The organism is Sulfurospirillum sp. 1307 (assembly GCF_054408545.1).
Map to the genome: position 1 here is coordinate 2,054,373 of NZ_CP176011.1, position 22,756 is coordinate 2,077,128.

A 22,756-nucleotide genomic window follows, 5' to 3' on the forward strand; every position below is an offset into this window, starting at 1 on the left:
ACTTTTTATTAAAATTTACCCCTGAGCCCTTATAGGCTCTGTTATAAATCGCCCTCTTCTTCACCTTCAGAATATGATTCTTCAAGTGAACATGCTTGAACTAGTGAATCAGCAGCTTTTTTAGCTCTATTTTCAGCTCTTCTTTTTGCTTCTTCATCACTGATAAATTCACATTCATTTGTTTCTTTTTTAACTGGTCTTTCTTTTATAGCAGGTTTTGCTACATCAAAATACAATCTTTCAAACTCAATAAATGCATTAAATACAACAGCTACTGATTTATATGCATTAGCTTTTTTATGATTATATACTTCACTTATAAACTCATCAATAAACTCATTTATAACTTCACTAAATAAACAGTGCTGTAAAGTATCGTATGATTTTTCTCCATTGATGATTAGTTCAATCAATTCGTGCATAAAAGTTACTAAAAATCCAACACTATCTTCGCTCTCTTTAAAGTTTTTTTCATCTCTTCTAATTCTAGTTTTCGATAAAAAGTTTTTAACTTCTAATCTTTTCTTACCACTTTCTAGTCCTTCATCATAAAATGATGCTGTGTTTCTTACTATCTTGGTTTCAGGATTATGAAAAATTTCATCATACTCTTCAATAAAAACTTGCTCTCCACCAAGTTCAAAAAACTCTTTTATCTCTTTTAGTGCCTCTTTTGAATTATCATCCAAAGAATTTTCAATCATGACTTCAAGTGCTTCTTTAACTCCTGCAAATCTATCTTCACTTTCACTAAAAACAAACATTTTGCTAAAAAAACCATAATAAAGTGATCTTGCTGGATTTAACTGTTCTTTATTTATCATTACTTATTCCTCTCTTTAAGGTGCGCTTGAAGCATAACTTTTGGCTTACAATCAGCACAACAATAAAGTGTTCTAATTTTTACTTCATCATTACCAAATATAGGTTTCATCATATTTGCTATTTTTTCAACTGATTTAACTGTTGCAAACTCAACTCCACACTCAACACACTTGAAAAGTTCATCATGTGCCATAATATTTTGTTTAAAATAGTTTGGATTTAAAGATATCTCATCTTTTATTACATGTAGAGTATTTGGTTCAGGACAAACAACTTCACAATAGGTACAATTCGTACAAATTGATGGATTAAATCTTAATGTATTATCTTCTGGATGAGCAGTTAGAGCTCTCACATTACAAGCCCCAACACAACTTAAACATAGTGTACATGTATCTTGATTGATAGTTATATTGCCATAATGAACATGCTCTCCAGTTTTTACTACTCCCAAATCATCTTCACCTACTAAATGTGAAAGGCGAGCTGAAAAAATTTCTCTTTTTTTAAGTCCATCTTCATTTATTCCATACATACACTCTTCTAAAGATTCAAGATTAGCTAATGCATCTGTTAATTCATCTTCATCTTTTGCTACTAAAATGGCTGGTTTTTGATATTTTTTTTCAAATATTTCATTTAATACCCTAATTACATCCCCTGTACCTTTTGAAATGAAATCTGTATAAAAAACAATTTGATTTCCACTTGTTTGAAGAAGACTTAAAAGATGAGCTTCGTGTAAAAACTTTTCTCCTTCAATCGCTAAAGGCAAAACTCCTTTTGGAAGTTCTACATGTAAAGAATCTAACTCCATTTTAGAAGGGATTATAAGAGCAGTGTGATTTTTAAAAAACTTTGATACTTCATAAAAGGCAACTCTAGGCATTTGTGCATAATCTAGTGCTCCACTAGGGCATACGCTAATGCATCCTCCACAACCATGGCAATCAACATGAGAAAATTCCAAATGTTTGTTTTTATCATCTTTTAGTATTGCTACTGTTGGACAAACTTCAGCACATTTTCCGCAAATCTCTGTATTTCTTTCATGATATTGGCAAATATTAGAATCATACTTTACAAAGTTTTTGTATCTATACTCTCCAAGATTCTTTTTAACCTCTTGCATTACAGCTTCTAAGGTTTTTATCTTTGGATCATAAACACCACTTTGTTTCATTGCATAACCTGGAGCATCTTCCCAAATGATTTGATCACATTCTAAATCTAAAAAATCCTCTTCTTTTTTTATGGTAACAACTAACTTACCAATTTGCCCATTTACATCTACTATATTTATAGGATTTAGTACAACACAAGTAAACCCAAACTTGCTCATTTGATTTTCTAATTGACTTTCATCTTTATCTGAAACTATAAGAAGTTTATCTCCAACTTCACAAGAAAAATCCAAATCCTGTGCTAAGTCAAAATTTGTAGCCCTTATGTCGTAAAGTTTTTTTATATTTTGAATTTGCTCTGATATATCATCTTTAGTATTTTTTATATAAAAATTTATTTCTTTAGCTAAGATTGTAGAATTTACTTCTTTTGAATTTGATATTAGGTATTCGTCATTTTTACTAATATCTTGCAAAACTTCTATACTATCATCTAAAGGAAAGTCTATGCCATTTTGGTCATAATACACATACTCTTTTTGCATTTCTACCTTTCGCAGTGGTCAATACTTATTTACCGTTATTGTAAATAGATATATATTAAAACATACTTAATTTAAAAAATTAATCATCAAGAAAATTAAGTATTTTTTACTTTAGTCGATAAATTTTATCAATAAGGAAAGATATACTTGCCTATTTATAGGCTTTTATTAAATATGTAAAATTTACATATTTAATTTTATTATAAAAATATAATTTTTTATTTTTTTACTTTTTGATACATTTTGCTGATATTTCATTTTTACTGGTTAATACTTGTTAACTGTATTAAAAAAAATTTGCTTGTTTTAGTATATTTTGAGTATAATCTCATATGGCCATTTAAATATTTTTAAAGGATTATGCTTGATAAAGAGAGCTTTACTATTTTTTTCCGTTATAGTTTTGGTATTTTTCTTGTTGAAATTTTTAGATAAAAATGAAAGTAACAAAATTGTACTTGGCTCTTCCATCCCAATAAGTGGTATTAATAAAGAATTAGGTAAAGAGATAGTACAAGGAGCAAATAGTTACTTTTCTCATATAAACGCAATAGGTGGTATAAATGGTAAACACATTGATTTTATTTATTATGATGACAAATATGAACCACAAAATACAATAAGAAATACAAAAAAACTTATAAATGAGGATAAATCTTTTGCGCTATTTGGTTTTGTTGGAACTCCTACAGTAAAAGCAATATTACCTATAATAAATGATGTTGATATCCCTTTTATAGCTCCTTATACTGGAGCTTCTTTTTTAAGAAACAGTGATAATGAAAACATAATGAACTTTAGAAGCTCATATAAAGAGGAAATTGAAAAAATTATAAATTATTTGCATGATATAAAAGGACTTAATAAATTTTCAATTTTTTATCAAAATGATGATTATGGAGAAGAAGGATATATTGCAACAATTGAGGCATTAAAAAAACGTAATTTAAAACTTACAAGTGAAGGAACATACAAAAGAAATACCCTATCAATCAGGCACGCCATACACGAAATAAAATCAAATAAACCTGAAGCAGTTATTATAGTAGGTGCTTATAAACCAAGTGCTCATTTTATAAGAAAAGCACGTGAGTGTTGTTTTTCTGATGTTATATTTGCACCAATATCTTTTGTAAATTCAAATGCTTTGATGGATGAGTTAAATGGAGATGGAAAAAATATAATATTTTCGCAAACTGTTCCTCCTTATAATGATTCAAGCAATAAAATTACTCAAGAGTATCTCAAGCTATTAAATTTTTATTATCCAAATGCTGAGCCAACATATACTTCTTTTGAATCTTTTCTAGCTGCTAAGCTAGTTGTAGAAGCTCTATGGCAAATAAAAGATAGTATTAATAGAAAAAGATTTTTACAAGAATTAAAAAGTCTTCCTCAAAACTTATTGGAAAACATACCTATTAAGTATAAAAATACTCAACTTTTAAATAAGGTCTATCTGAGTGTCTATGAAAAAGGGAAGTTTAAGCAAATTGAAGAGAATTTAAAATGACATCTAATCAAACAATAAATAAGTTTTTAAATAAAATTACTTTTACAAATAAAACTAAACTACTGATTTCTGTTATAGCTCTTAGTATGATGATGATTGGATTTTTAATGCTTATATCAATCTTTGCAATTAAGTATGACTATGAAACGCTATATCAAAAAAGAACAATTCCACAAGTTGGACTTGAAGATATAAAAGATATATATACTGTAAATATTTATGATACCTTGTATGATTTGAAAGAAGAAAATATTGATATGCAAAATGCTTCAGAAGTTTTAAATCTTGCAAGGACTATCATAAAAGCACAATGGGGGAATTATAATAAAGCTGTACAAGCAAACATAGGAGGATTTACAAAATTTGCTAGTGACTGGCTAAATTTCTTCTTATTGTCCCAAAGTCTGCCAAGTAAAAATTACTATCAAAAGGGAGTTAAGTTTAAAATTGAACAAAAAATGCAAAGCTTGGATAACAAACTAGAACAAATTATAAAAGATTTAAATAAGAAAGAAAGATTTGAAATAGAAGCAAAAATAAATGATATATTTTTAGAAATAAACTCTATAAATATTTACTTATCTAGCCTTATAAATTCGCATCTAAAAGATGCTATTGCAGAAAAAAATAGAAATGATAGAATTTTCAATACAAGTATATATATGCTTTTTTTACTCATTGGTTTAGTTTTCTTTCTAAGCATTATAATCTCTGCAATACTTGTAAATCACTTCAAAGAGTTACACAATTCGCTTGAAGAAAAAGTTGAGGAAAAAACAAAAGAGCTAAAAACTCTAAATAGCTCTCTAGAAAAAAGAATAAAAAAAGAGGTTCAAAATAGTAGAAAAAAAGATCAAATCATGTTTGCTCAAGCAAGACTTGCTAGCTTAGGAGAAATGCTTCAAAACATAGCTCATCAATGGCGACAGCCTCTAGGAGCTTTGATGATGATAATACAAAGTTTTGAATCTAAGTTTTTAGCAGGTAAACTAACAGAAGATTTTGTAGAATCAAGGGTTGAAGATGCTAGAAAGTTAGCACAAAATATGAGTGAAACTTTAGAAGATTTTAGAACTTTTTTTGATCCAAATAAAACTCACAAAAAATTCAAAATAAAAGATGTTATTCAAAAAGCAATTGACTTGACAAAATATCAGCTTGAAAAAGAAGCTGTCTTGGTTGATTTTTCAATAAATGCAAACATAGAAATTTATGGCTTTGAAAATGAATTAACTCATGTTATTTTAAATCTTATAAATAATTCTAAAGATGCGCTATCATCTAGCAAAATTAATCCAAAATATATAAAAATTATAGTAAAAAACACAAATAAAGAAGTTATAATAAATGTAATAGACAATGCAGGTGGAATCAAAAGCGATATAATGCCAAAAGTATTTGATCCATACTTTACAACCAAACACAAAAGTGTAGGAACAGGTATTGGGCTTTATATGTCAAAACAGATGATTGAAAAGCACATGAGCGGAAAAATTGCTTGTAAAAATATAAAACATAAATTAGGTAGTGAAGAAAAGATGTATGATTGTGCCATGTTTACTATAGAAATTCCTAAAAAAGAACTCACAAGTGGAGAAAGTAATGAATAAAAGAGATTTTGATTTATTAAATAGTTTTAATATCCTTTATATCGAAGATGAAGCTGATTTATTGAAGCATACTACTTCAGTTTTAGAAGATTTTGCTAAAAATATCTTTCCTGTAAGCACATGCGATGAAGCTATGGAAATCATCAATAAACACCATATTGATGTTATAATTTCTGATATACTTTTAAAAAATGAAAATGGCATAGATTTCTTAAGACATTTAAAAAAAGATTTAAACATTGACATTCCTGCCATATTAACAACCGCTCATACTGATACAGAACACCTTTTAGATGCAATCAAGCTAAAGGTAGAAAATTATATCATTAAGCCTATCAACATTAAGGAGTTGCTAAATTCCTTGCATGATGTATTGATGCCAAAAATTCAACAAAGAGAAATCGATAAATCATACAATATCATTAAAACAATTTCAGCAGTAACTGATGGTAAGCAAGTTGATTTGATTCGATTTATCATAAAAAATTTAGATGATGAAAACATACTAAATTATTCTTACAGTGAAATAATGGAAAGAGTAGATGTAAGCAAACCAACAGTTATAAAACTTTTTAAAAGTTTAAGTGATCAAGGGATATTAACAAAGATACAAAATGGAAAATACTATTTTGATGAAACTAAACTGCCAATGCCGGAGTAAAAGATGAAACACTCATTAAGAGATTTACCTAAAATTGACAAATTTATTCAAAGTGAAAAATTCAGTGGATTAAATACAAATTTGATAACACAAATTGCAAAAGAAAAGATTGAAGATGTAAGGGCAAAACTTTTATCAAAAGAGATTGAATCTTTTGATATAGAAAAGCTTGAAGATGAAGTTAAAAAAAGTTACGAAAAAATTTTTGAACCATCTTTAATACCTCTAATTAATGCGACTGGAGTTATACTCCACACAAATATGGGAAGAAGTTTGATAGATGAAGAGTTGCTTAAAAGAGCTTCAAAAGTTATAACAAACTATTCAAACCTAGAATATAATCTAAAAGAAGGATGCCGTGGAGAGAGGTATGAGCATGTAACAAACCACATGAAAAATCTTTTACATGTAGAAGATGTCTTGATAGTGAACAATAATGCAAGTGCTGTCTTTTTAATACTAAATACTTTTGCAAAAGACCATGAAGCAATAGTTTCAAGGGGTGAGCTTGTAGAAATAGGTGGAAGTTTTAGGATACCAGAAGTAATGAAACAAAGTGGAGCTATACTTAAAGAGGTTGGAGCTACAAATAAAACTAAAAAAAGTGATTATGAAAATGCCATCAATGAAAATACTTCAATGCTTATGAAAGTTCATCAATCCAACTTTAGTATTGAAGGTTTTAGTGAAGATACAAACTATGCTGATATAAAAGAGCTTTGTGAAAAAAACAATTTAATAGATTATTATGATTTGGGAAGTGGATATATCCCAGAGCTTCCTTACAACCTTAGCAATAATGAGCCTTCATTAAAGACAATTTTAAAATACAATCCATCACTTATTAGTTTTAGTGGAGATAAACTCTTTGGAAGTGTTCAAGCAGGAATAATTGCAGGCAAAAAAGAGCTAATTTCAAAACTTAAGAAGAATCAACTTTTAAGGATGTTAAGAGTTGATAAGATAACTTTAAGTATCTTGGAAGAAACCATAAAATCATATCTAAAAGATGATTTAAAATCTATTCCTACTCTTTGGCTTCTCTTTCAAGATATATCGGATTTAGAAACTAGGGTTAAAGATATGGCTGAAAAAGTAGGGTCAGATAAATGTGATATAATTCACACTAAAACATTTATGGGGGGAGGAACTCTTCCAAATAGAGAGTTTCCAACTGTTGCTTTACATGTCAAGGGAAAAGCAAAAGATTTAGAGAGAAAATTTAGGTCTAAATATTTGATTGGAAGAATTGAAAATGATAAATTTTTGATAGATTTTAGAAGTATACTTCCAAGAGATGAAGAAACAATCATAAAAACAATAAAAGAGATAGTCTAATGAATTACATAATAGTAGGAACAGCTGGTCATGTTGACCATGGAAAAACTGCACTCATTGAAGCACTTACAGGATTTAGTGGAGATACACTAGAAGAAGAGAAAAAAAGAGGGATTACTATAGATTTGAGTTTTTCAAATCTCATTAATGAAGATACTAATGTAGCTTTCATTGATGTTCCAGGCCATGAAAAACTACTTAAAAATATGATTGCTGGAGCATTTGGTTTTGATGCTAGTATGGTTGTGATTGATGCAAATGAGGGGATTATGCCCCAGACAAACGAGCATCTTGAAATCTTAAATCTTCTACATGTAAAGCATATCATTGTAGCTTTGACAAAAGCTGATTTAGCTGATAATGAAACGATAGAAAAAAGAGCAGAAGAGATAAATGAGTATTTTAAAACATTTTCTAATTTGGAGTTAAAATCAATCATTACTGTTAGTATTTATGATAAAAACTCTATTGAAAAGTTAAAAAATGAGCTTTTTTCAATACCAGTTGAGCCAAAACCTAGTAATGGTCTATTTAGATACTATATAGATCGCTCTTTTAGTCTAGCTGGAGTTGGAACAGTAGTTACAGGAACTGTCTTAGATGGCACTATCAAGGTTGGAGATAAAGTTTTTGCACCAGAACTTAACAAGGAAATAGTTGTAAAAAATTTACAAGTTCACGAAAAAGATGTTGAAGAAGCATATAGTTCTCAAAGAACAGCAATCAACCTTCAAAATCCAAAAGTTGCTTTAAAAAAAGGGACTTTGCTTTGCAAAAAAGGTTTCATTAGAGGATTTGAGAGTGTTGATGTATGGGTTGAGGGAATTTCAAACCACAAGATAAAACACAATACCACACTTTCACTATTTGTAGGAACAAAGCAAGTTGAAGCAAAAGTTTTACTCTACAACAACAACGAAGAAGCAGAAAAAGGATTTGCTAGATTACAATTTAAACAAAAGATTTTTTTGGTTCATAATGAACCTTTTATCCTATGTGCTAGTGGAAGAACAATAGGTGGAGGAAGAGTAATTAATCCTATCAATGACCCTATTAAAAAGAAAGTAAAACTAGAATTACTAAAAGCTTTAAAAGATGAGGATTTTAAAAGTGCATTTGAAATTTTAGTAAATATCCATAAAAGAGGATTTGGACTTATCTCTTCAAATCAAAGATTTGGATTAAATCATGATGAAGCCATCGAGATAGCAAAACAGATTGATAATGTTTTTATTGATGAAAATGGTTTAGTTCTTTACCCACTCAGCATAAAAGATGAATTAAAAGAGAAAATTGAAGCAATTTATAAAAAAAATGAATATGCTCTTTTGTCTTCAAACTCTTTATCTTTGAAAATCAAGTGGGCAAGTGCTACTCTTTTAAAAGAAGTTTTAGAAGATTTAGTAAAAGAAGGAAAATTAGAATTTAAAGATGGTATATATAAAAACCCTAATATCAATGTTGATAATGTAGATAAAGTTATAGAAGACAAAATATATTCTATCTTGCAAGATGAAGGCTACACTCCAACTGCTCCTTATAATATATATGATGAACTAGATATCGATAGAAAAATGGGAGATGATGCTCTAAAAAGGCTAACTAAAGCCAAAAAAGTAGTTCGTCTAGCTCACAACCTTTTCGTTACATCTCAAAATCTAAGTACTATAATGACAAGACTTAGAGAAATTATGAAAAATGAAGGCAGTGTTGATATCAACTCTTTTAGAGCACATTATGATATGAGTAGAAAGTATCTTGTAGCATATTTGGATTATTTAGATATGTATGATGATGTAAAAAAAGAGGGTATGAAAAGGTTTTTAACTAATTAATATAACTATTTTGAAGTATATTACTTAACTGAAGATTGGTGAGTTTTAAATCATCTAAAAGCTCATCAGTCTTTGGCATATCAAATCTTTCAATAGCAATTACAAGCTCCAACAGTTTTCCAAGCTCTCCTGTTTTTTCCAACAAAGCGTCTCTAACATTATTATCAACATTTATCTCATCTAAGATAATATCTATTGGCATTCTTAAAAGCGCGTCAACCAAAGACAAAACACCAACAAAAGATGCTTCGTGAATATCACAACTTTTACTATTCATAGCTTTAGCAAGAGATGACATAATTTTTGAACGATTTTGAGCAAGTACTAATATAGGATTTTTTTCTATCATTGATTCATTTTGCATTGACTTTGAAAATGCAATCAAAAGTAGCCACTGTTTCAATGGCTTTCTACCTAACATCATAACGACTTGTTGGACTGATTTTATCTCTTTTCTAAGTTCAACATAACTTGAATTTATAAATCTTAAAAGCTGAATCGTAAGCTCAACTTCTGATTCTAATTCGCGTACAAAATCCATAAGTTCAACATCATCATTATCTAATAGATTAATGAGCTGAAATATTTTTTTAAAGGCTGGATCGATAGATTTTTTTTGCTCAATATCTGGCTTTGCAAAATAGTAGCCTTGAAAAAGTTCACAGCCATAGGATTTATACCGTTCATAATCTCTTTGAGTTTCAACTTTTTCTGCAAGCATTTTAAAACTGTATTTTTTAAAACCATCCAAATACTTTTCTAACGTATTCTCTTTTATCAAAGAAACATCAAGTTTAAGTATATCAATATAAGGAAATATTGGACTAAATCTCTCTATAAAACCATCATTACAATGCACATCATCTAAAGCAAATTTATAACCAAGATTTTTTAACTCCACTACCCTTTTGATAGTCTTTTCATCTATAACTGTATTTTCCAATATTTCTAAAATAAAACGCTCTTTTGGAATACTAAATATCATAGGATCAAGTAAAAACTCTTGATCCATATTTACAAAAGCTATGTTATTGTTAACTAAAGAGTTTATTCCAAAGTGATTTAATGCATTTACTAGTACTTTTGCAGTAGCTAGTAAATCATCTTTAAAAACAGCTTTTAAATCTCCACTGCTATCTACTGTTCTAAAAAGTAATTCGTAACCATAAACTTGGTTATTTAAATCAATAATCGGTTGTTTTGCTATATAAAAATCTTGAATCATAAAAACCTCTAAAAATTACCTTTTAAAACATATTATCTCATGAATTATATAAAAGTATAATAACATTTATTGTTTACATAATTCATTAAACCACTCTTCATTTTGCTCACTTCTAGTTTCTTTTGATTTATATAGGTTTTTTAGTACAGATTTTAAATCATCTTCACTCAAAAACTCTAGTACACTTAACTCCATTGGTGTGGCATTTGGATCTGATTCTATCATTTTTTCTATTTCTTTTATAAGCTCTTCTTTGTTCATATTTACCTATCTTGTTTAAAATATATTTGCTTAGCAATTGTATAATAACACAAATCAAAAACATATTACATGTAAAGGCTAATTTATGAAAAATGTATATAAACTTTTATTAATGGCTTCTTTAGTTGCCTCCTCTTTAAATGCTGCAACTGATGAGCAAATAGTGAAGTACTTTAAATCTCAAATTCCTGTACCAACAGTAACTGTAAAAGTTACTTCTAGAATCCCTATACAACAAATTGAAGGTATGGATTATGTTTCACTTAATTTAAGTGATGGTTCACGAACTCAAAAGCTTTCAGTTTTTACTCAAGGTGATTTGATTTTTCCTGATGTCATTACAATCAAAGAAGGTAGTATAAAAGATAAATTAGATAAACAAAAGCTTGCTATGGAACTAGCTAAGCTTTATAAAAACCAAAACAAAGATAAAATTATTACTTTAGGAAATGATCCAGAAAAAGAAACTCTAGTAAAATTTACTGATCCTGAGTGTCCATTTTGTAGAAAAGAAGTAGAAAACATAGAAGAAAAATTAAAAAAATATAACTTAAAGTATATTTTTACTCCTGTTCATGACAAAAGCTCATTGGAAAAAGCAATCCTTATAGAAAAACAAACAAAAGATGCAAAAAGTACAGAAGAAAAAATTAAGATAATAAAAAAATATTTTAGTGAAACTGCAAGTGTAGATGAAAAAGTAAGCGATGAAGAGGTTCAAGCAGAAGAAGCTCAAAGAAGAGCTTATTTTGATGCTGGACTAAAAGGTGTACCTTTTTATGTAAACGAAAAAGAATTATTAAAATAAAAACCTTTTTGTTTTATAATATAGATATTATGACACCAACAAAACAACTCAATAATTGAGATAATTTGTTGGTGTAGCAATAACAAAAAGGGATTATTATGCTAGAACTTGTATTAATTTGTTCAAACCTTTTACTTCTTATTTTATATTTTTTTAAACACAAAAATAATCAAAAAACTAAAATAGAATTAGAAAATTACAAAAAGGCACTGTCCAATATAAATATTCCAATTTTTACACATGATGAAAACCATAAATTTAAAAATGCCAACAAAGCCTTCGAAATTGCTTTTAAAGATTGCAAAAATAAAATCATAAAAGAGTTAGATTCTTTTCAAAAAACCTCTGTAACAGAATGTGAACTACTCTATGACAACGGTATAAGAAAACCATCAATCGTTTATTATTCAAACTTTTTAGAGGGGGATGTGGGAGTTATCGTTGATATTAGCAAGATACAAAAAGGCAAAAAAAGATTATTTGAAAACTATGAATCAATCAAATTTGCACTTGATGGTAGCCAAGATGGATACTGGCAATGGGATGTGAAATCTGATTTTATTAAAATATCCAAAAAAGCAAAAACACTACTAGAGTATAGCGAAGATGAAATTGAAGCAAAAACAATGTCAGAACTATTAAATATAATTGAATCCTACGATATAGCAAAAGTAAATGAAGCTTTAGCAACTCATATAAATGGCGGTTCTGATTTTATAAATATTGATTATAGGTTAAAAACTTCTTCTAAACAAAAATGGCTAAATATGAGAGGTAAAGGAGTTTTTAGTAAAAATGACAAAATAACAAAAGTTTACGGTACGCTAAGAGATGTAACACAGATAAAAGAAGAAATTTCGAGTTTAAAAATGCATCATGAATTACATACCAACTTTATAGAAAATTTACCAGCAATTTTTTACATCAAAGATAAATCAGGCAAATATCTTTATGCAAATCTTTACTATCAAAAACTATTAGGATTTCAATCTTTCATAAATAAAACAGATGAAGAACTATTTACTAAAGAAATTGCAAAAGAGATTCAAGAAAGTGATAGGGAAGCTTTTTTTGAGAGTAAACATGAACATACAGAAACTTATATAGATGATAAAAATCAACACAAAAAATTCCTCACATACAAACTTCCTTTAGAAAAAGAGAAAGAGAAAATTTTATTTTGTTTTGGAGTAGAATTAACAAATCATTCACATTAACTTGCTAAAATATTTTACGACAATTTAAGTTTAAGTTTTATATCAATTTTTATCTCATTCTCAAAAATGCATCCTTGCATTTTTTCCGAGGCCTCGGACTATTTGTGCATCCTTGCACAAATAAACGTCCCAAGAACCGATAAAATTTGATATAAAACTTAAACTAGAGTTTTTTAATCTTCAAAGGAGAAAAGTATGAATCCAAAAATTATTATGATTGAAGATGATTGTGAATTGGCTCAGATGCTTATTGATTTTTTAAAAAAATACAATGTTGAAGTCGAAAATTTTGATGATCCATTTTTGGGCATAAGTGCTCTTAGTATAAACAAATATGATTTATTGATATTAGACTTGTCTCTTCCTGGTATGGATGGACTTGAAATTTGTAGAGAAGTAAGAGAAAAAAGTGATATACCTATCATAATTTCAAGTGCTAGAAGTGATATCGAGGATAAAATTGTAGGTTTGGAACTTGGAGCTGATGATTACCTGCCAAAACCATATGAACCAAAAGAGTTATATGCTAGAATTATGAGCGTTTTAAGAAGATTTAAAAGAACAAATTCCACTCATACTGAAGAAAATCATGACATAACATTAGACAAAAATAAATCAATAATATTTTTTAAAAACGAACCACTAAATCTTACAAGAGCAGAGTATGAAGTCTTATCCTATATGTTAAAAAAAGAGGGACGTGTAATCCCTAGAAGTGAACTCATAGGAAATGCACCATCATTAAATGACGAGAGTGACAGTAGAAGCTTAGATGTTCTAATAAGCAGAATTAGAACTAAACTAGGGGAGAACTCAAAAGAGCAAAAACATATACACTCAATAAGAGGGATTGGATATAGGCTACAAGCGTGAAGTGGTATAACTCTTTAATATCTAAAATAACTATTGTTTTTGTTATAGCTCTCATTGGAATTGGAGCAATTTTTTTCTCCATAAAATCACATACTATGTTTAACGAAATTCATAATATCCAAAGATATACTAGAGCATTAGTAGGAGCCAAAGGTTCAGTAGATTTTGATACTCTAAAAAGTGCAGGATATATTCTTGTAAAAGATGATAAGTTAAAAGATAGGATACTAAAAGATAAAACATCTGATTTTATGCAACAACGTATGAAAAATTTTGCCAATAAACGTTCAATCAAGATAAAAACAGTGCCTTTTCATGGCGATATTTATACTATCATAAATAATAAAATAGTTTTTAAAGCACCATATGAGAAAAAATTTTATTTGACTACTATATTTCCAATTGTTGCATTTGTACTAATTTTAATCTTATATATAACTATCATAAAAAGTATTCTTCCACTTTATGACCTTAGAAAAAAAGTAATAGAGTTTGCGGAGGGAAACTATAACATTAACTGCAAAAGTGATAAAAAAGATGAAATAGCAATACTTGCTAATGAGTTTGACAAAAGCGTTAAAAAAATTAAAAAGCTTAGAGATTCAAGACAACTTTTTTTAAGAAATATAATGCATGAGCTTAAAACTCCAATAACAAAAGGCAAACTAGCTTGTGAAATGATAGAAGAATCGATTTATCAAACAACTTTAAAAAATGCATTTAAAAGACAAGAAAATCTTATAGAAGAGTTTGCAAGGATTGAAAAACTAAATGCAAATGAACTTGAACTGAAAAAAGAGAAATACTCACTTCAAGACATAATTGATTTTAGTCTTGATTTGATAAATCATGAAAAAGAAAAAGTAGACTTGAAAATTGCCCCAATGAGTCTAATGGTTGATTTTGAACTATTTGCCACAGCTCTTAAAAACCTAATAGACAATGGTATAAATTATTCTTACAATAAAAAAGTAGAAGTAATTTCTACAAAAGATACAATAATCATAAGAAATGAAGCCCCACCTTTAGAGTTTTCTTTGGAAAAATATGCGCAACCATATTTTCTAGAAGGCAAGAAACAAAAAAGCTCCAGAGGTTTAGGATTTGGACTTTTTATTACTATAAATCTTATAAAATTACATGGTATGAAATTAGAATATAAACATATCGATGGCATCAATAATTTCATAATTCAAACCAACCCAAGCTAATATTAAGTAAAACTAAGTATAATGAGCGCAATTTAGAACTTCTTATGAACTTCACAAAACCTACCAAGATTTGGAAATCTCCGAGCAAGTATGTAGGTTTTTACATACTAGTTACCGAGTTTTTACCCACAAATAATTAACTCAAAATTTTTATGTAGTAAAGATTGCCTTTACATGTAATGGAAGTTTTAAAAATTTATTACATGGATAATACATGAACACATTTGAATCATTCGGACTGCACGAAGATATATTAAAAGCAGTAAAAGAAGCTGGCTTTAGAGAGCCAAGCCCAGTACAAGAACAAGCAATTCCTCTAGTCATGCAAGGTAGCGACATAGTTGCTCAAGCACAAACAGGAACAGGAAAAACAGCAGCATTTGGTCTATCTACTATGAGTATGATTGAACCTAACAATAAGGTAGAAATTTTAGTAGTAACTCCAACTAGAGAGCTTGCAACTCAAGTTAGTGATGAACTTTATACTCTAGGAAAATACAGAGGCATTAGAACTGTAACAATTTATGGTGGAAGCTCATATACTAGACAAATTTCACTTGTTGAAAAAGGAGCTTCGGTAGTAGTAGCAACTCCTGGAAGATTACTTGATCTTTTAAAAAACAATAGATTAAAAAATTTCAAACCAAGTATCATAGTACTTGATGAGGCAGATGAAATGCTTGATATGGGATTTTTAGATGATATTGAACAAATTTTTTCATACCTACCTGAAGATAGACAAACACTTTTATTTAGTGCAACTATGCCTGAACCCATCAAAAGATTAGCAAAAAAGATTTTAAGAGATCCAAAATATGTAAGTGTTACTCCAAAAGATCACACTACAAATGAAGATATTGAACAACTTTACTATGTAGTAAATGAAAGCGAAAGAGATAGTGCTATGATTAGGCTTCTTGATGCTACGACTCCTCAAAAAGCTATTGTATTTTGTAGAACAAAAAAAGAGGTTGATAGACTCTCAAACCAATTAACAGCTGTCGGATATGGAGCAAAAGGTCTTCATGGAGATATGGAGCAAAACCAAAGAGAAAGCGTTATCAAAGCTTTTAGAAGCTCACAAATAGAAATCCTAGTAGCAACAGATGTTGCAGCTCGTGGATTAAATGTAAGCGATATTAGTCATGTTTTTAACTTTCATATGCCTTTTGATCCAGATAGTTATGTTCACAGAATAGGAAGAACAGGACGTGCTGGTAAAAAAGGAACAGCAATTACAATCCTAACTCCGATGGAATATCACTCAATGCAAAGAATTGCAAAAAAAGTAGGAACTAGTCTAATACAAAAATTCATTCCAACTGTAAAAGATGTAAATAAAGCTAGATTAGAAAAATTAGCAAATGATATAAAAAATACAAAATTAAATGATGATGCAACAGAGATACTAAATATGCTTGAAAATGATATGGACATGGCTCAAATTGCTCTGAAACTCATATCAATTTTGATGGATAAAAATGCAGTTGCTGGGCCTGATAAAATTGGTTTTGATAAAAAATCTCTAAGCAATATACTAAAAAGATTTTCAGAAAAAGAAAAAAGTAAAAGCAATAGACGCTATGGAAGAAATCCTAGAGCAAGACGTGAAGGCGGTGGAAGAAGCCACTCTTCTCGCCATAGAAACGATAGAAATAGAAACAGACGTAACTCTTAAGTAAACCTTTTTTACATGTAGAGAAAATCTCTACATGTAAATACTTAACTACAAATAAAATACCTCTTAAAAAAACTCTCATTTTAAAAATTACTAAGTTTAGCATATAATCAACCTAACTATTTTATAAAATAAATTTATATTTACTATAATTTTTTCATATTTTTCTTGACTTTATGGTCATATGTGCGATATAATTACGAACATATGTGCATATAAGGAAGTATTTCATGAAATGCTGTGGAAGAAAACGAAAGAGTAGAAATATAGATGCAAATCATGAAGAAATCTGCTTTAAGCCATGTGGTATAAAAGGAGATGAACTAGAAAGCATAACCATATACGATGATGAAATGGAGGCTCTTAGATTGGCTGATTTTGAGTCATTGTATCAACAAGATTGTGCTGATAAAATGAATATATCTAGAACTACTTTTTCGAGGTTAGTTGTATCAGCTAGAAAAAAAGTAACTGATGCTTTGTTAAATCAAAAACTATTGAAAGTAGAATCAAGATAAGGAGAAATTAAATGAGAAATGGTTGCAGGAATGAAAGAAGACAAAATAATTTTTTAGACGGTAGAGGAATGGGTCAAAGAGGTGGTAGAAACCAAAATCCAAATCCTTGTAGAGGTAATGGCGAAGGTTATGGAAGAGGCAATGGTAGAGGAAAAGGAGCTAATCGAAGAGGAGCTCTTCAGTGAAAATCACAATAGCTAGTGGAAAAGGTGGTACTGGAAAAACCACCATTTCCACAAATTTAACATCTTATATATTTTCCATGGGAAGTAAAGTTGTATTATCTGATTTAGATGTGGAAGAGCCAAATTCTGCACTGTTTTTAGAAAGCAAACTTGTTGAAGAAATGGATTTTCATAAAATGGTTCCAAAGTGGGAAAAAGAAAGTTGTACTTTATGTGGAGAGTGTGCAAAAGTTTGTGCTTTTAATGCAATAGTTGCACTCCCAAGTGAAATTTTAACTTTTGAGCAACTTTGTCATAGTTGTTATGCTTGTAGCGAACTTTGCCCTACAAATTCACTTCCTATGAATCCTACAAAAATTGGTCAAATAAGAGAATTTAAAACAGAATATTTCCCTTTTGTTGAGGGTAGATTAGATTTGGGCCAAGAAATGGCTGTACCTCTTATATCTGGAGTAATAAAATACGTTGATAAAAGATTTGATGATTATCTAAAAATATATGATGCGCCTCCTGGTACTAGCTGTCCTGTCATAGAAGCTTCAAAAGAGAGCGATTTTGTCATACTCATAACTGAATCAACACCATTTGGATTAAATGATTTAGAACTTGCCGTTGAGACAATGAGAGTTTTAGATAAAAATTTTGGAGTTGTTATAAATCGACATGGAATTGGTGATGATAAAGTTGAAGAGTATTGCTTAAGAGAAAATATACCAATAATTACAAAAATAAAAAATGATAAAGAAGTTGCAAAACTATACTCAAAAGGCGAATTAATTTATAATAAAATTGAACATTTTCAAAAATCTCTGGATGAAATTGTTTCATTTATAGGAGATATAAAATGAAAGAAATAGTTGTAATTTCAGGAAAGGGAGGCACAGGAAAAACTTCCATAAGTGCTTCTTTTGCATATCTTGAAGGTAAAAATGCAATTATTTGCGATTGTGATGTTGATGCTGCTAATATGCATCTACTTTTAGATGCAAATTTTGATAACCAAGAAGATTTTTATAGTGGTGAAGTAGCTCTAATAGACCAAGAAATTTGTATAAATTGCGGAAAATGTGCTGAAGTATGTAGATTTGAAGCAATTGACGTTATAGATGGACAACATATAGTTGATTCAATTTCTTGTGAGGGGTGTCACTATTGTAGTAGAGTTTGTCCTACTCATGCAATTGAAATGAAGACTCAAAAAGCAGGAGATGTTTTTATATCTAAAATAAAAAATGATGCAAAAATGGTTCATGCAAAACTTGGTTTTGGAGCAGAAAACTCAGGAAAACTTGTAGCTAGAGTTAAAACTTTAGCAAAAGAAGTAGCAAAAAATGAAAATAAAGAGATAATTATAACAGATGGAAGCCCAGGTATTGGATGTCCTGTAATTGCTAGTCTTGGAGGAGCAAGTTTGGTGGTTTTAGTAACTGAACCAACTGTAAGCGGACTTCACGATTTACAAAGAGTTTTAAAACTTATTAAAACTTTTAGCTTAGAAGCAGTTTGTATCATAAATAAATTTGATTTAAATGTTGATATGAGTAAAAAAATAGAAGATTTTTTAGAAAAAGAAAATGTAAAAGTGATAGAAAAACTTCCATATGATGAAACTTTTACAAAAGCTTTAAGCAAAGCAAAACCGATAGTAGAATTAAAAGATGATAGTAATCTATCAAATTTAATAAAAAATAGTTGGAATAAAATAAAGGAGAAAATAGCATGAAGATAGTGTTTACCGCAAAAGGTGAAACTTGGGATAGTTTGATTGATGAGAGATTTGGAAGATGTGAAATGTTTGTCATATTTGATGAAGAAAATAGCAGTCTTAAAGGTGTTTCTAACGCAGAAGTAAAAGATATGGGACATGGAGCAGGACTTCAAATAGCAAAAAAAGTTCTTGATTTAAATCCAGACATTATCATAACAGGCAATGGTGCAGGAGATAAAGCATTACAAGTATTAAGTAAATCAAATGTGAAAATGTACATAGGTGCTGGTGGTATGAGTCTTAAAGAGGCTTATGAAGCTTATAAAAACAATGAATTGAAATTACAATTTTAGGAGATAAAATGAGATTGGTTTTTCCAACAAATGAAAATGAAGGGTATTTAAGTAAAAGAGGAGCACACTTTGGTAAAGCAAGATTTTACACAATCGTGACAATCGAAGATGGTATTATAAAAAATGTTGAAGGCGTACAAAACCCAGGTCATACAACTGGAGCTTGTAGCAATGCTATTACAAATATCTTAAGCTTGAACCCTGATGCACTAATTGTTGGAGGCATTGGTGGGCGTCCTGCACAAGGATTTGCTGAAGCAGGACTTGATGTATATTTTGATCAAGTTAGCCCAACTGTACAAGATAGTATAAAGTTATTTTTGGATGGAAAATTACAAAAACTAGAGGGACAAGGAACTTGTTCTCATAATTAAAATGAATATTTTTAAAAAAATTCTAGATTTTTATATTAGCGGATTTAAAAGTATGAAAGTTGGAAAGAAACTATGGTTAGTTGTGGGAATAAAACTTTTTGTTTTTTTCTTTATACTAAAACTGTTTTTCTTTCCAGATATTCTTAAAACAAAGTTTTCAAATGACGAAGATAGAGCAAACTTTGTCATTGAAAACATAACAAAATAAGGAGATACCATGGATAACTCACTTTTAGTTGAACTTTCACGTGGTCAATTTGCCCTAACAGCACTTTACCATTGGTTGTTTGTTCCTTTAACACTAGGATTGTCATTCATAGTCGCTATCATGGAAACATTATATGTTAAGACTAATGATCCTGAGTGGAAAAAAATAACTAAGTTTTGGATGACGCTTTTTGCTATAAACTTTGCAATCGGTGTTGCAACTGGTATTATCATGGAGTTTGAGTTTGGTACAAACTGGTCAAACTACTCATGGATAGTAGGAGATATCTTTGGAGCTCCTTTAGCCATCGAAGGAATTATGGCATTTTTTATGGAATCTACATTTTTTGCCATTATGTTTTTTGGCTGGAATAAAGTTTCAAAAAAAATCCATCTTCTTTCTACTTGGTTAGTTGCGATTGGCTCAAACCTATCTGCTTTATGGATACTAGTAGCAAATGGTTGGATGCAAAATCCAGTTGGTATGGAGTTTAATGTAGATACTGCAAGATTTGAGATGAGAAGCTTCTTTGATGTTCTTTTCAACCCTGTAGCTGTATCAAAGTTTTTACATACTGTAAGTAGTGGTTATGTCATGGGTTCACTCTTTGTTGTTGGAGTTAGTTCATGGTTTTTACTTAAAAAAAGAGATGTATTGTTTGCTAAAAGAAGTATCATTGTTGGTGCTTCATTTGGACTTTTGGTATCTATTTTCTTAATCATAACAGGAGATGAATCAGCTCACGAAGTTGCCCTAAAACAACCGACAAAACTTGCAGCCATGGAAGGTCTATATGAAGGCCATAAAAGAGCTGGCATAGTTGCAATTGGTCAGTTAAATACAGACAAAAAAATAGGCAATACAACACAAGATGAATTTGTTTGGAAGATAGAAATTCCATATGCTCTCTCTTTTTTAGGCTTTAGAAATATAGATGCTTTTGTTCCTGGTATAAATGAACTTGTTTTAGGAGATAAAAAGCACAACATACTTCCAGCAAATGAAAAAATAAAAAATGGTAAAATTGCAATAAACTCTCTTAAAGCTTATAAAGAAGCAAAACAAAAAAATGATTTAGAAGCTTCTAAAACTGCTTTAAAAGATTTTAGAACTTATGAAAAATATTTGGGATATGGTTACTTAAAAAAACCAGAACAAATTATACCTCCTGTTGGAATTACTTTTTATAGCTTTCACATAATGGTAGGACTAGGTAGCTGGTTTGCAGGTCTATTTTTATTGCTATTATATCTTTCAATGACAGGTAAAATAGAAGGAAAAAATCTACTTTTCAAAGCAGCTATATTTTCAATACCTCTAGGATATCTTGCAGGAGAAGTTGGATGGATAGTTGCTGAAGTTGGAAGACAACCATGGGCTATAGAAGAAATGCTCCCAGTAGGTGTTGCAACTTCTCAGTTAGATACTACATCTGTTCTTATTACAATGTCTTTATTTGCGATTGTATTTACAGCCCTTTTGATAGCAGAAATAAAGATAATGATAACACAGATAAAACTTGGTTACAAGGAGTCATAAATGTTTGAAACTTTATCTTATTTAACACTACAACAATATTGGTGGTTTTTAGTTTCACTTTTAGGTGCTCTATTTGTTTTTCTTACATTTGTTCAAGGAGGACAAACACTTCTTAATAAAATTGCAACAAATGAAGAACAAAAAGATATGCTAGTAGCATCGCTAGGAAGAAAATGGGAGCTTGGATTTACTGCTTTAGTTATGTTTGGCGGAGCTTTATTTGCTGCTTTTCCACTTTTTTATGCTGTTAGTTTTGGAGGAGCATACTATGTTTGGATGGCTATACTTTTTTGTTTTGTGATTCAAGCTGTATCTTACGAATATAGAAAAAAACCAGATAATTTTCTAGGTCAAAAAACTTTTGAAACTTTTCTTTATATCAATGGAAGCTTAGGCATAATTCTCATAGGAATAGCTGTGGGAACACTTTTTAGCGGAGGAAATTTTATAGTAAATGAGTTAAATTTATCCTCATGGACACTTTCAAGTAGAGGGTTAGAAGCAGTTTTAAATCCTTTTAATGTTGTATTTGGATTTACTGTATTTTTCCTAGCAAGAGTTCAAGCAAGTATATATTTTCTAAACAATATAGACGATGCTAACATAGAAAATCAAACTAGAAAACAACTAAGATATGACTCTATATTTTTTGTAGGATTTTTTATCTTACTTGCTATTATGCTTTTAATGATGAGTGGATTTTCATATAATGAAAGTGGATTTTTTATAGAAAAATATAAATTCTTATTAAATTTTTTAGCAAACCCAATTTTACTTCTACTCTTTTTAGCCGGAACTTTGATGGTTTTATATGCTATCTTTGTGTCTTTGTTCAAAGAGAGTAAAAAAGGCATTTGGTTTAGTGGAATTGGAACAGTCTTAGTTGTACTTAGTCTATTTTGTTTACTGGGTTTTAATCATACAGCTATTTATCCATCTCTTAGCAACATCCAAAGCTCACTAAGCATAGAAAACAGTTCAGGCTCTCACTACACGCTAAGTGCTATGAGTTATGTTTCACTCATGGTTCCTATTGTTTTAGGATACATCATCCTAGTATGGAGATCTATGGATAAAACAAAGATTACATCTGAAGAAATCCAATCAGATAAGCATCACTATTAAGGAGAAAAAATGGAACCTATAA

At 29.6% G+C, this 22,756-nt stretch carries 23 protein-coding genes; 19 read left to right on the top strand and 4 right to left on the bottom strand.

What is annotated here, in order from left to right:
* Positions 1-41: 41 nt before the first annotated feature.
* Both ACKGJI_RS10540 and ACKGJI_RS10545 read right to left on the bottom strand, forming a co-directional pair.
* On the bottom strand, positions 42-824 hold the full coding sequence (locus tag ACKGJI_RS10540) for a TorD/DmsD family molecular chaperone (protein ID WP_458700265.1): 783 nt from the start codon (positions 822-824) through the stop codon (positions 42-44).
* On the bottom strand, positions 824-2,494 hold the full coding sequence (locus ACKGJI_RS10545) for a 4Fe-4S binding protein (protein ID WP_458700266.1): 1,671 nt from the start codon (positions 2,492-2,494) through the stop codon (positions 824-826). The genes ACKGJI_RS10540 and ACKGJI_RS10545 overlap by 1 nt, the downstream gene beginning before the upstream one ends.
* A 364-nt stretch (positions 2,495-2,858) precedes the next feature.
* Here ACKGJI_RS10545 and ACKGJI_RS10550 point away from each other — a divergent pair, with 364 nt between their 5' ends.
* The 5 genes from ACKGJI_RS10550 to selB are packed head-to-tail and all read left to right on the top strand — an operon-like array spanning position 2,859 to position 9,451.
* Positions 2,859-4,007: an ABC transporter substrate-binding protein gene (locus tag ACKGJI_RS10550; protein WP_458700268.1), complete on the top strand. Its 1,149-nt coding sequence runs from the start codon at positions 2,859-2,861 to the stop codon at positions 4,005-4,007.
* Positions 4,004-5,617 (top strand): sensor histidine kinase, encoded by a 1,614-nt coding sequence (locus ACKGJI_RS10555; protein ID WP_458700269.1) that lies wholly within the window; start codon positions 4,004-4,006, stop codon positions 5,615-5,617. The genes ACKGJI_RS10550 and ACKGJI_RS10555 overlap by 4 nt, the downstream gene beginning before the upstream one ends.
* Positions 5,610-6,278, top strand: a complete 669-nt coding sequence (locus tag ACKGJI_RS10560; protein ID WP_458700270.1) for a response regulator — start codon at positions 5,610-5,612, stop codon at positions 6,276-6,278. The genes ACKGJI_RS10555 and ACKGJI_RS10560 overlap by 8 nt, the downstream gene beginning before the upstream one ends.
* Positions 6,279-6,281: 3 nt before the next feature.
* Positions 6,282-7,616, top strand: coding sequence for an L-seryl-tRNA(Sec) selenium transferase (gene selA, locus ACKGJI_RS10565; protein WP_458700271.1), 1,335 nt, complete (start codon positions 6,282-6,284; stop codon positions 7,614-7,616).
* Positions 7,616-9,451 (top strand): selenocysteine-specific translation elongation factor, encoded by a 1,836-nt coding sequence (selB, locus tag ACKGJI_RS10570; RefSeq protein WP_458700272.1) that lies wholly within the window; start codon positions 7,616-7,618, stop codon positions 9,449-9,451. The genes selA and selB overlap by 1 nt, the downstream gene beginning before the upstream one ends.
* Here selB and ACKGJI_RS10575 read toward each other — a convergent pair.
* Both ACKGJI_RS10575 and ACKGJI_RS10580 read right to left on the bottom strand, forming a co-directional pair.
* Positions 9,444-10,676, bottom strand: a complete 1,233-nt coding sequence (locus tag ACKGJI_RS10575; RefSeq protein ID WP_458700273.1) for an EAL and HDOD domain-containing protein — start codon at positions 10,674-10,676, stop codon at positions 9,444-9,446. The genes selB and ACKGJI_RS10575 overlap by 8 nt on opposite strands.
* 66 nt (positions 10,677-10,742) lie before the next feature.
* Complete coding sequence (locus ACKGJI_RS10580; RefSeq protein ID WP_458700274.1) at positions 10,743-10,937, bottom strand: hypothetical protein; 195 nt, start codon at positions 10,935-10,937, stop codon at positions 10,743-10,745.
* Positions 10,938-11,022: 85 nt separating this feature from the next.
* On the opposite strand from ACKGJI_RS10580, the gene ACKGJI_RS10585 reads away from it, so the two are divergent.
* From ACKGJI_RS10585 to ACKGJI_RS10650, 14 genes are all read left to right on the top strand, one after another.
* Complete coding sequence (locus tag ACKGJI_RS10585; RefSeq protein ID WP_458700275.1) at positions 11,023-11,745, top strand: thioredoxin domain-containing protein; 723 nt, start codon at positions 11,023-11,025, stop codon at positions 11,743-11,745.
* A gap of 98 nt (positions 11,746-11,843) precedes the next feature.
* A complete protein-coding gene (locus ACKGJI_RS10590; protein WP_458700276.1) occupies positions 11,844-12,962 on the top strand; it encodes a PAS domain-containing protein in 1,119 nt (372 codons plus the stop codon).
* 195 nt (positions 12,963-13,157) lie between these two features.
* The gene (locus tag ACKGJI_RS10595) at positions 13,158-13,835 is read left to right on the top strand and encodes a response regulator transcription factor (protein WP_458700277.1); all 678 of its coding nucleotides are present in this window, start codon (positions 13,158-13,160) and stop codon (positions 13,833-13,835) included.
* On the top strand, positions 13,832-15,046 hold the full coding sequence (locus ACKGJI_RS10600; protein WP_458700278.1) for an ArsS family sensor histidine kinase: 1,215 nt from the start codon (positions 13,832-13,834) through the stop codon (positions 15,044-15,046). Before ACKGJI_RS10595 ends, ACKGJI_RS10600 begins: the two co-directional genes overlap by 4 nt.
* Positions 15,047-15,260: 214 nt before the next feature.
* Positions 15,261-16,724: a DEAD/DEAH box helicase gene (locus tag ACKGJI_RS10605; protein ID WP_458700279.1), complete on the top strand. Its 1,464-nt coding sequence runs from the start codon at positions 15,261-15,263 to the stop codon at positions 16,722-16,724.
* Positions 16,725-16,954: 230 nt separating this feature from the next.
* On the top strand, positions 16,955-17,242 hold the full coding sequence (locus ACKGJI_RS10610) for a DUF134 domain-containing protein (RefSeq protein WP_458700280.1): 288 nt from the start codon (positions 16,955-16,957) through the stop codon (positions 17,240-17,242).
* An 11-nt stretch (positions 17,243-17,253) separates the two neighbouring features.
* A complete protein-coding gene (locus ACKGJI_RS10615; RefSeq protein ID WP_458700281.1) occupies positions 17,254-17,427 on the top strand; it encodes a hypothetical protein in 174 nt (57 codons plus the stop codon).
* Positions 17,424-18,275: an ATP-binding protein gene (locus ACKGJI_RS10620; protein ID WP_458700282.1), complete on the top strand. Its 852-nt coding sequence runs from the start codon at positions 17,424-17,426 to the stop codon at positions 18,273-18,275. Before ACKGJI_RS10615 ends, ACKGJI_RS10620 begins: the two co-directional genes overlap by 4 nt.
* Complete coding sequence (locus ACKGJI_RS10625; protein WP_458700283.1) at positions 18,272-19,150, top strand: ATP-binding protein; 879 nt, start codon at positions 18,272-18,274, stop codon at positions 19,148-19,150. The genes ACKGJI_RS10620 and ACKGJI_RS10625 overlap by 4 nt, the downstream gene beginning before the upstream one ends.
* The gene (locus tag ACKGJI_RS10630; RefSeq protein WP_458700284.1) at positions 19,147-19,488 is read left to right on the top strand and encodes a NifB/NifX family molybdenum-iron cluster-binding protein; all 342 of its coding nucleotides are present in this window, start codon (positions 19,147-19,149) and stop codon (positions 19,486-19,488) included. Before ACKGJI_RS10625 ends, ACKGJI_RS10630 begins: the two co-directional genes overlap by 4 nt.
* A gap of 8 nt (positions 19,489-19,496) precedes the next feature.
* Complete coding sequence (locus tag ACKGJI_RS10635; protein WP_458700285.1) at positions 19,497-19,862, top strand: NifB/NifX family molybdenum-iron cluster-binding protein; 366 nt, start codon at positions 19,497-19,499, stop codon at positions 19,860-19,862.
* Position 19,863: 1 nt separating this feature from the next.
* The gene (locus tag ACKGJI_RS10640) at positions 19,864-20,070 is read left to right on the top strand and encodes a DUF4492 domain-containing protein (protein WP_458700286.1); all 207 of its coding nucleotides are present in this window, start codon (positions 19,864-19,866) and stop codon (positions 20,068-20,070) included.
* Positions 20,071-20,079: 9 nt separating this feature from the next.
* A complete protein-coding gene (locus ACKGJI_RS10645) occupies positions 20,080-21,609 on the top strand; it encodes a cytochrome ubiquinol oxidase subunit I (RefSeq protein WP_458700287.1) in 1,530 nt (509 codons plus the stop codon).
* A complete protein-coding gene (locus tag ACKGJI_RS10650; protein WP_458700288.1) occupies positions 21,610-22,734 on the top strand; it encodes a cytochrome d ubiquinol oxidase subunit II in 1,125 nt (374 codons plus the stop codon).
* Positions 22,735-22,756: the final 22 nt, after the last annotated feature.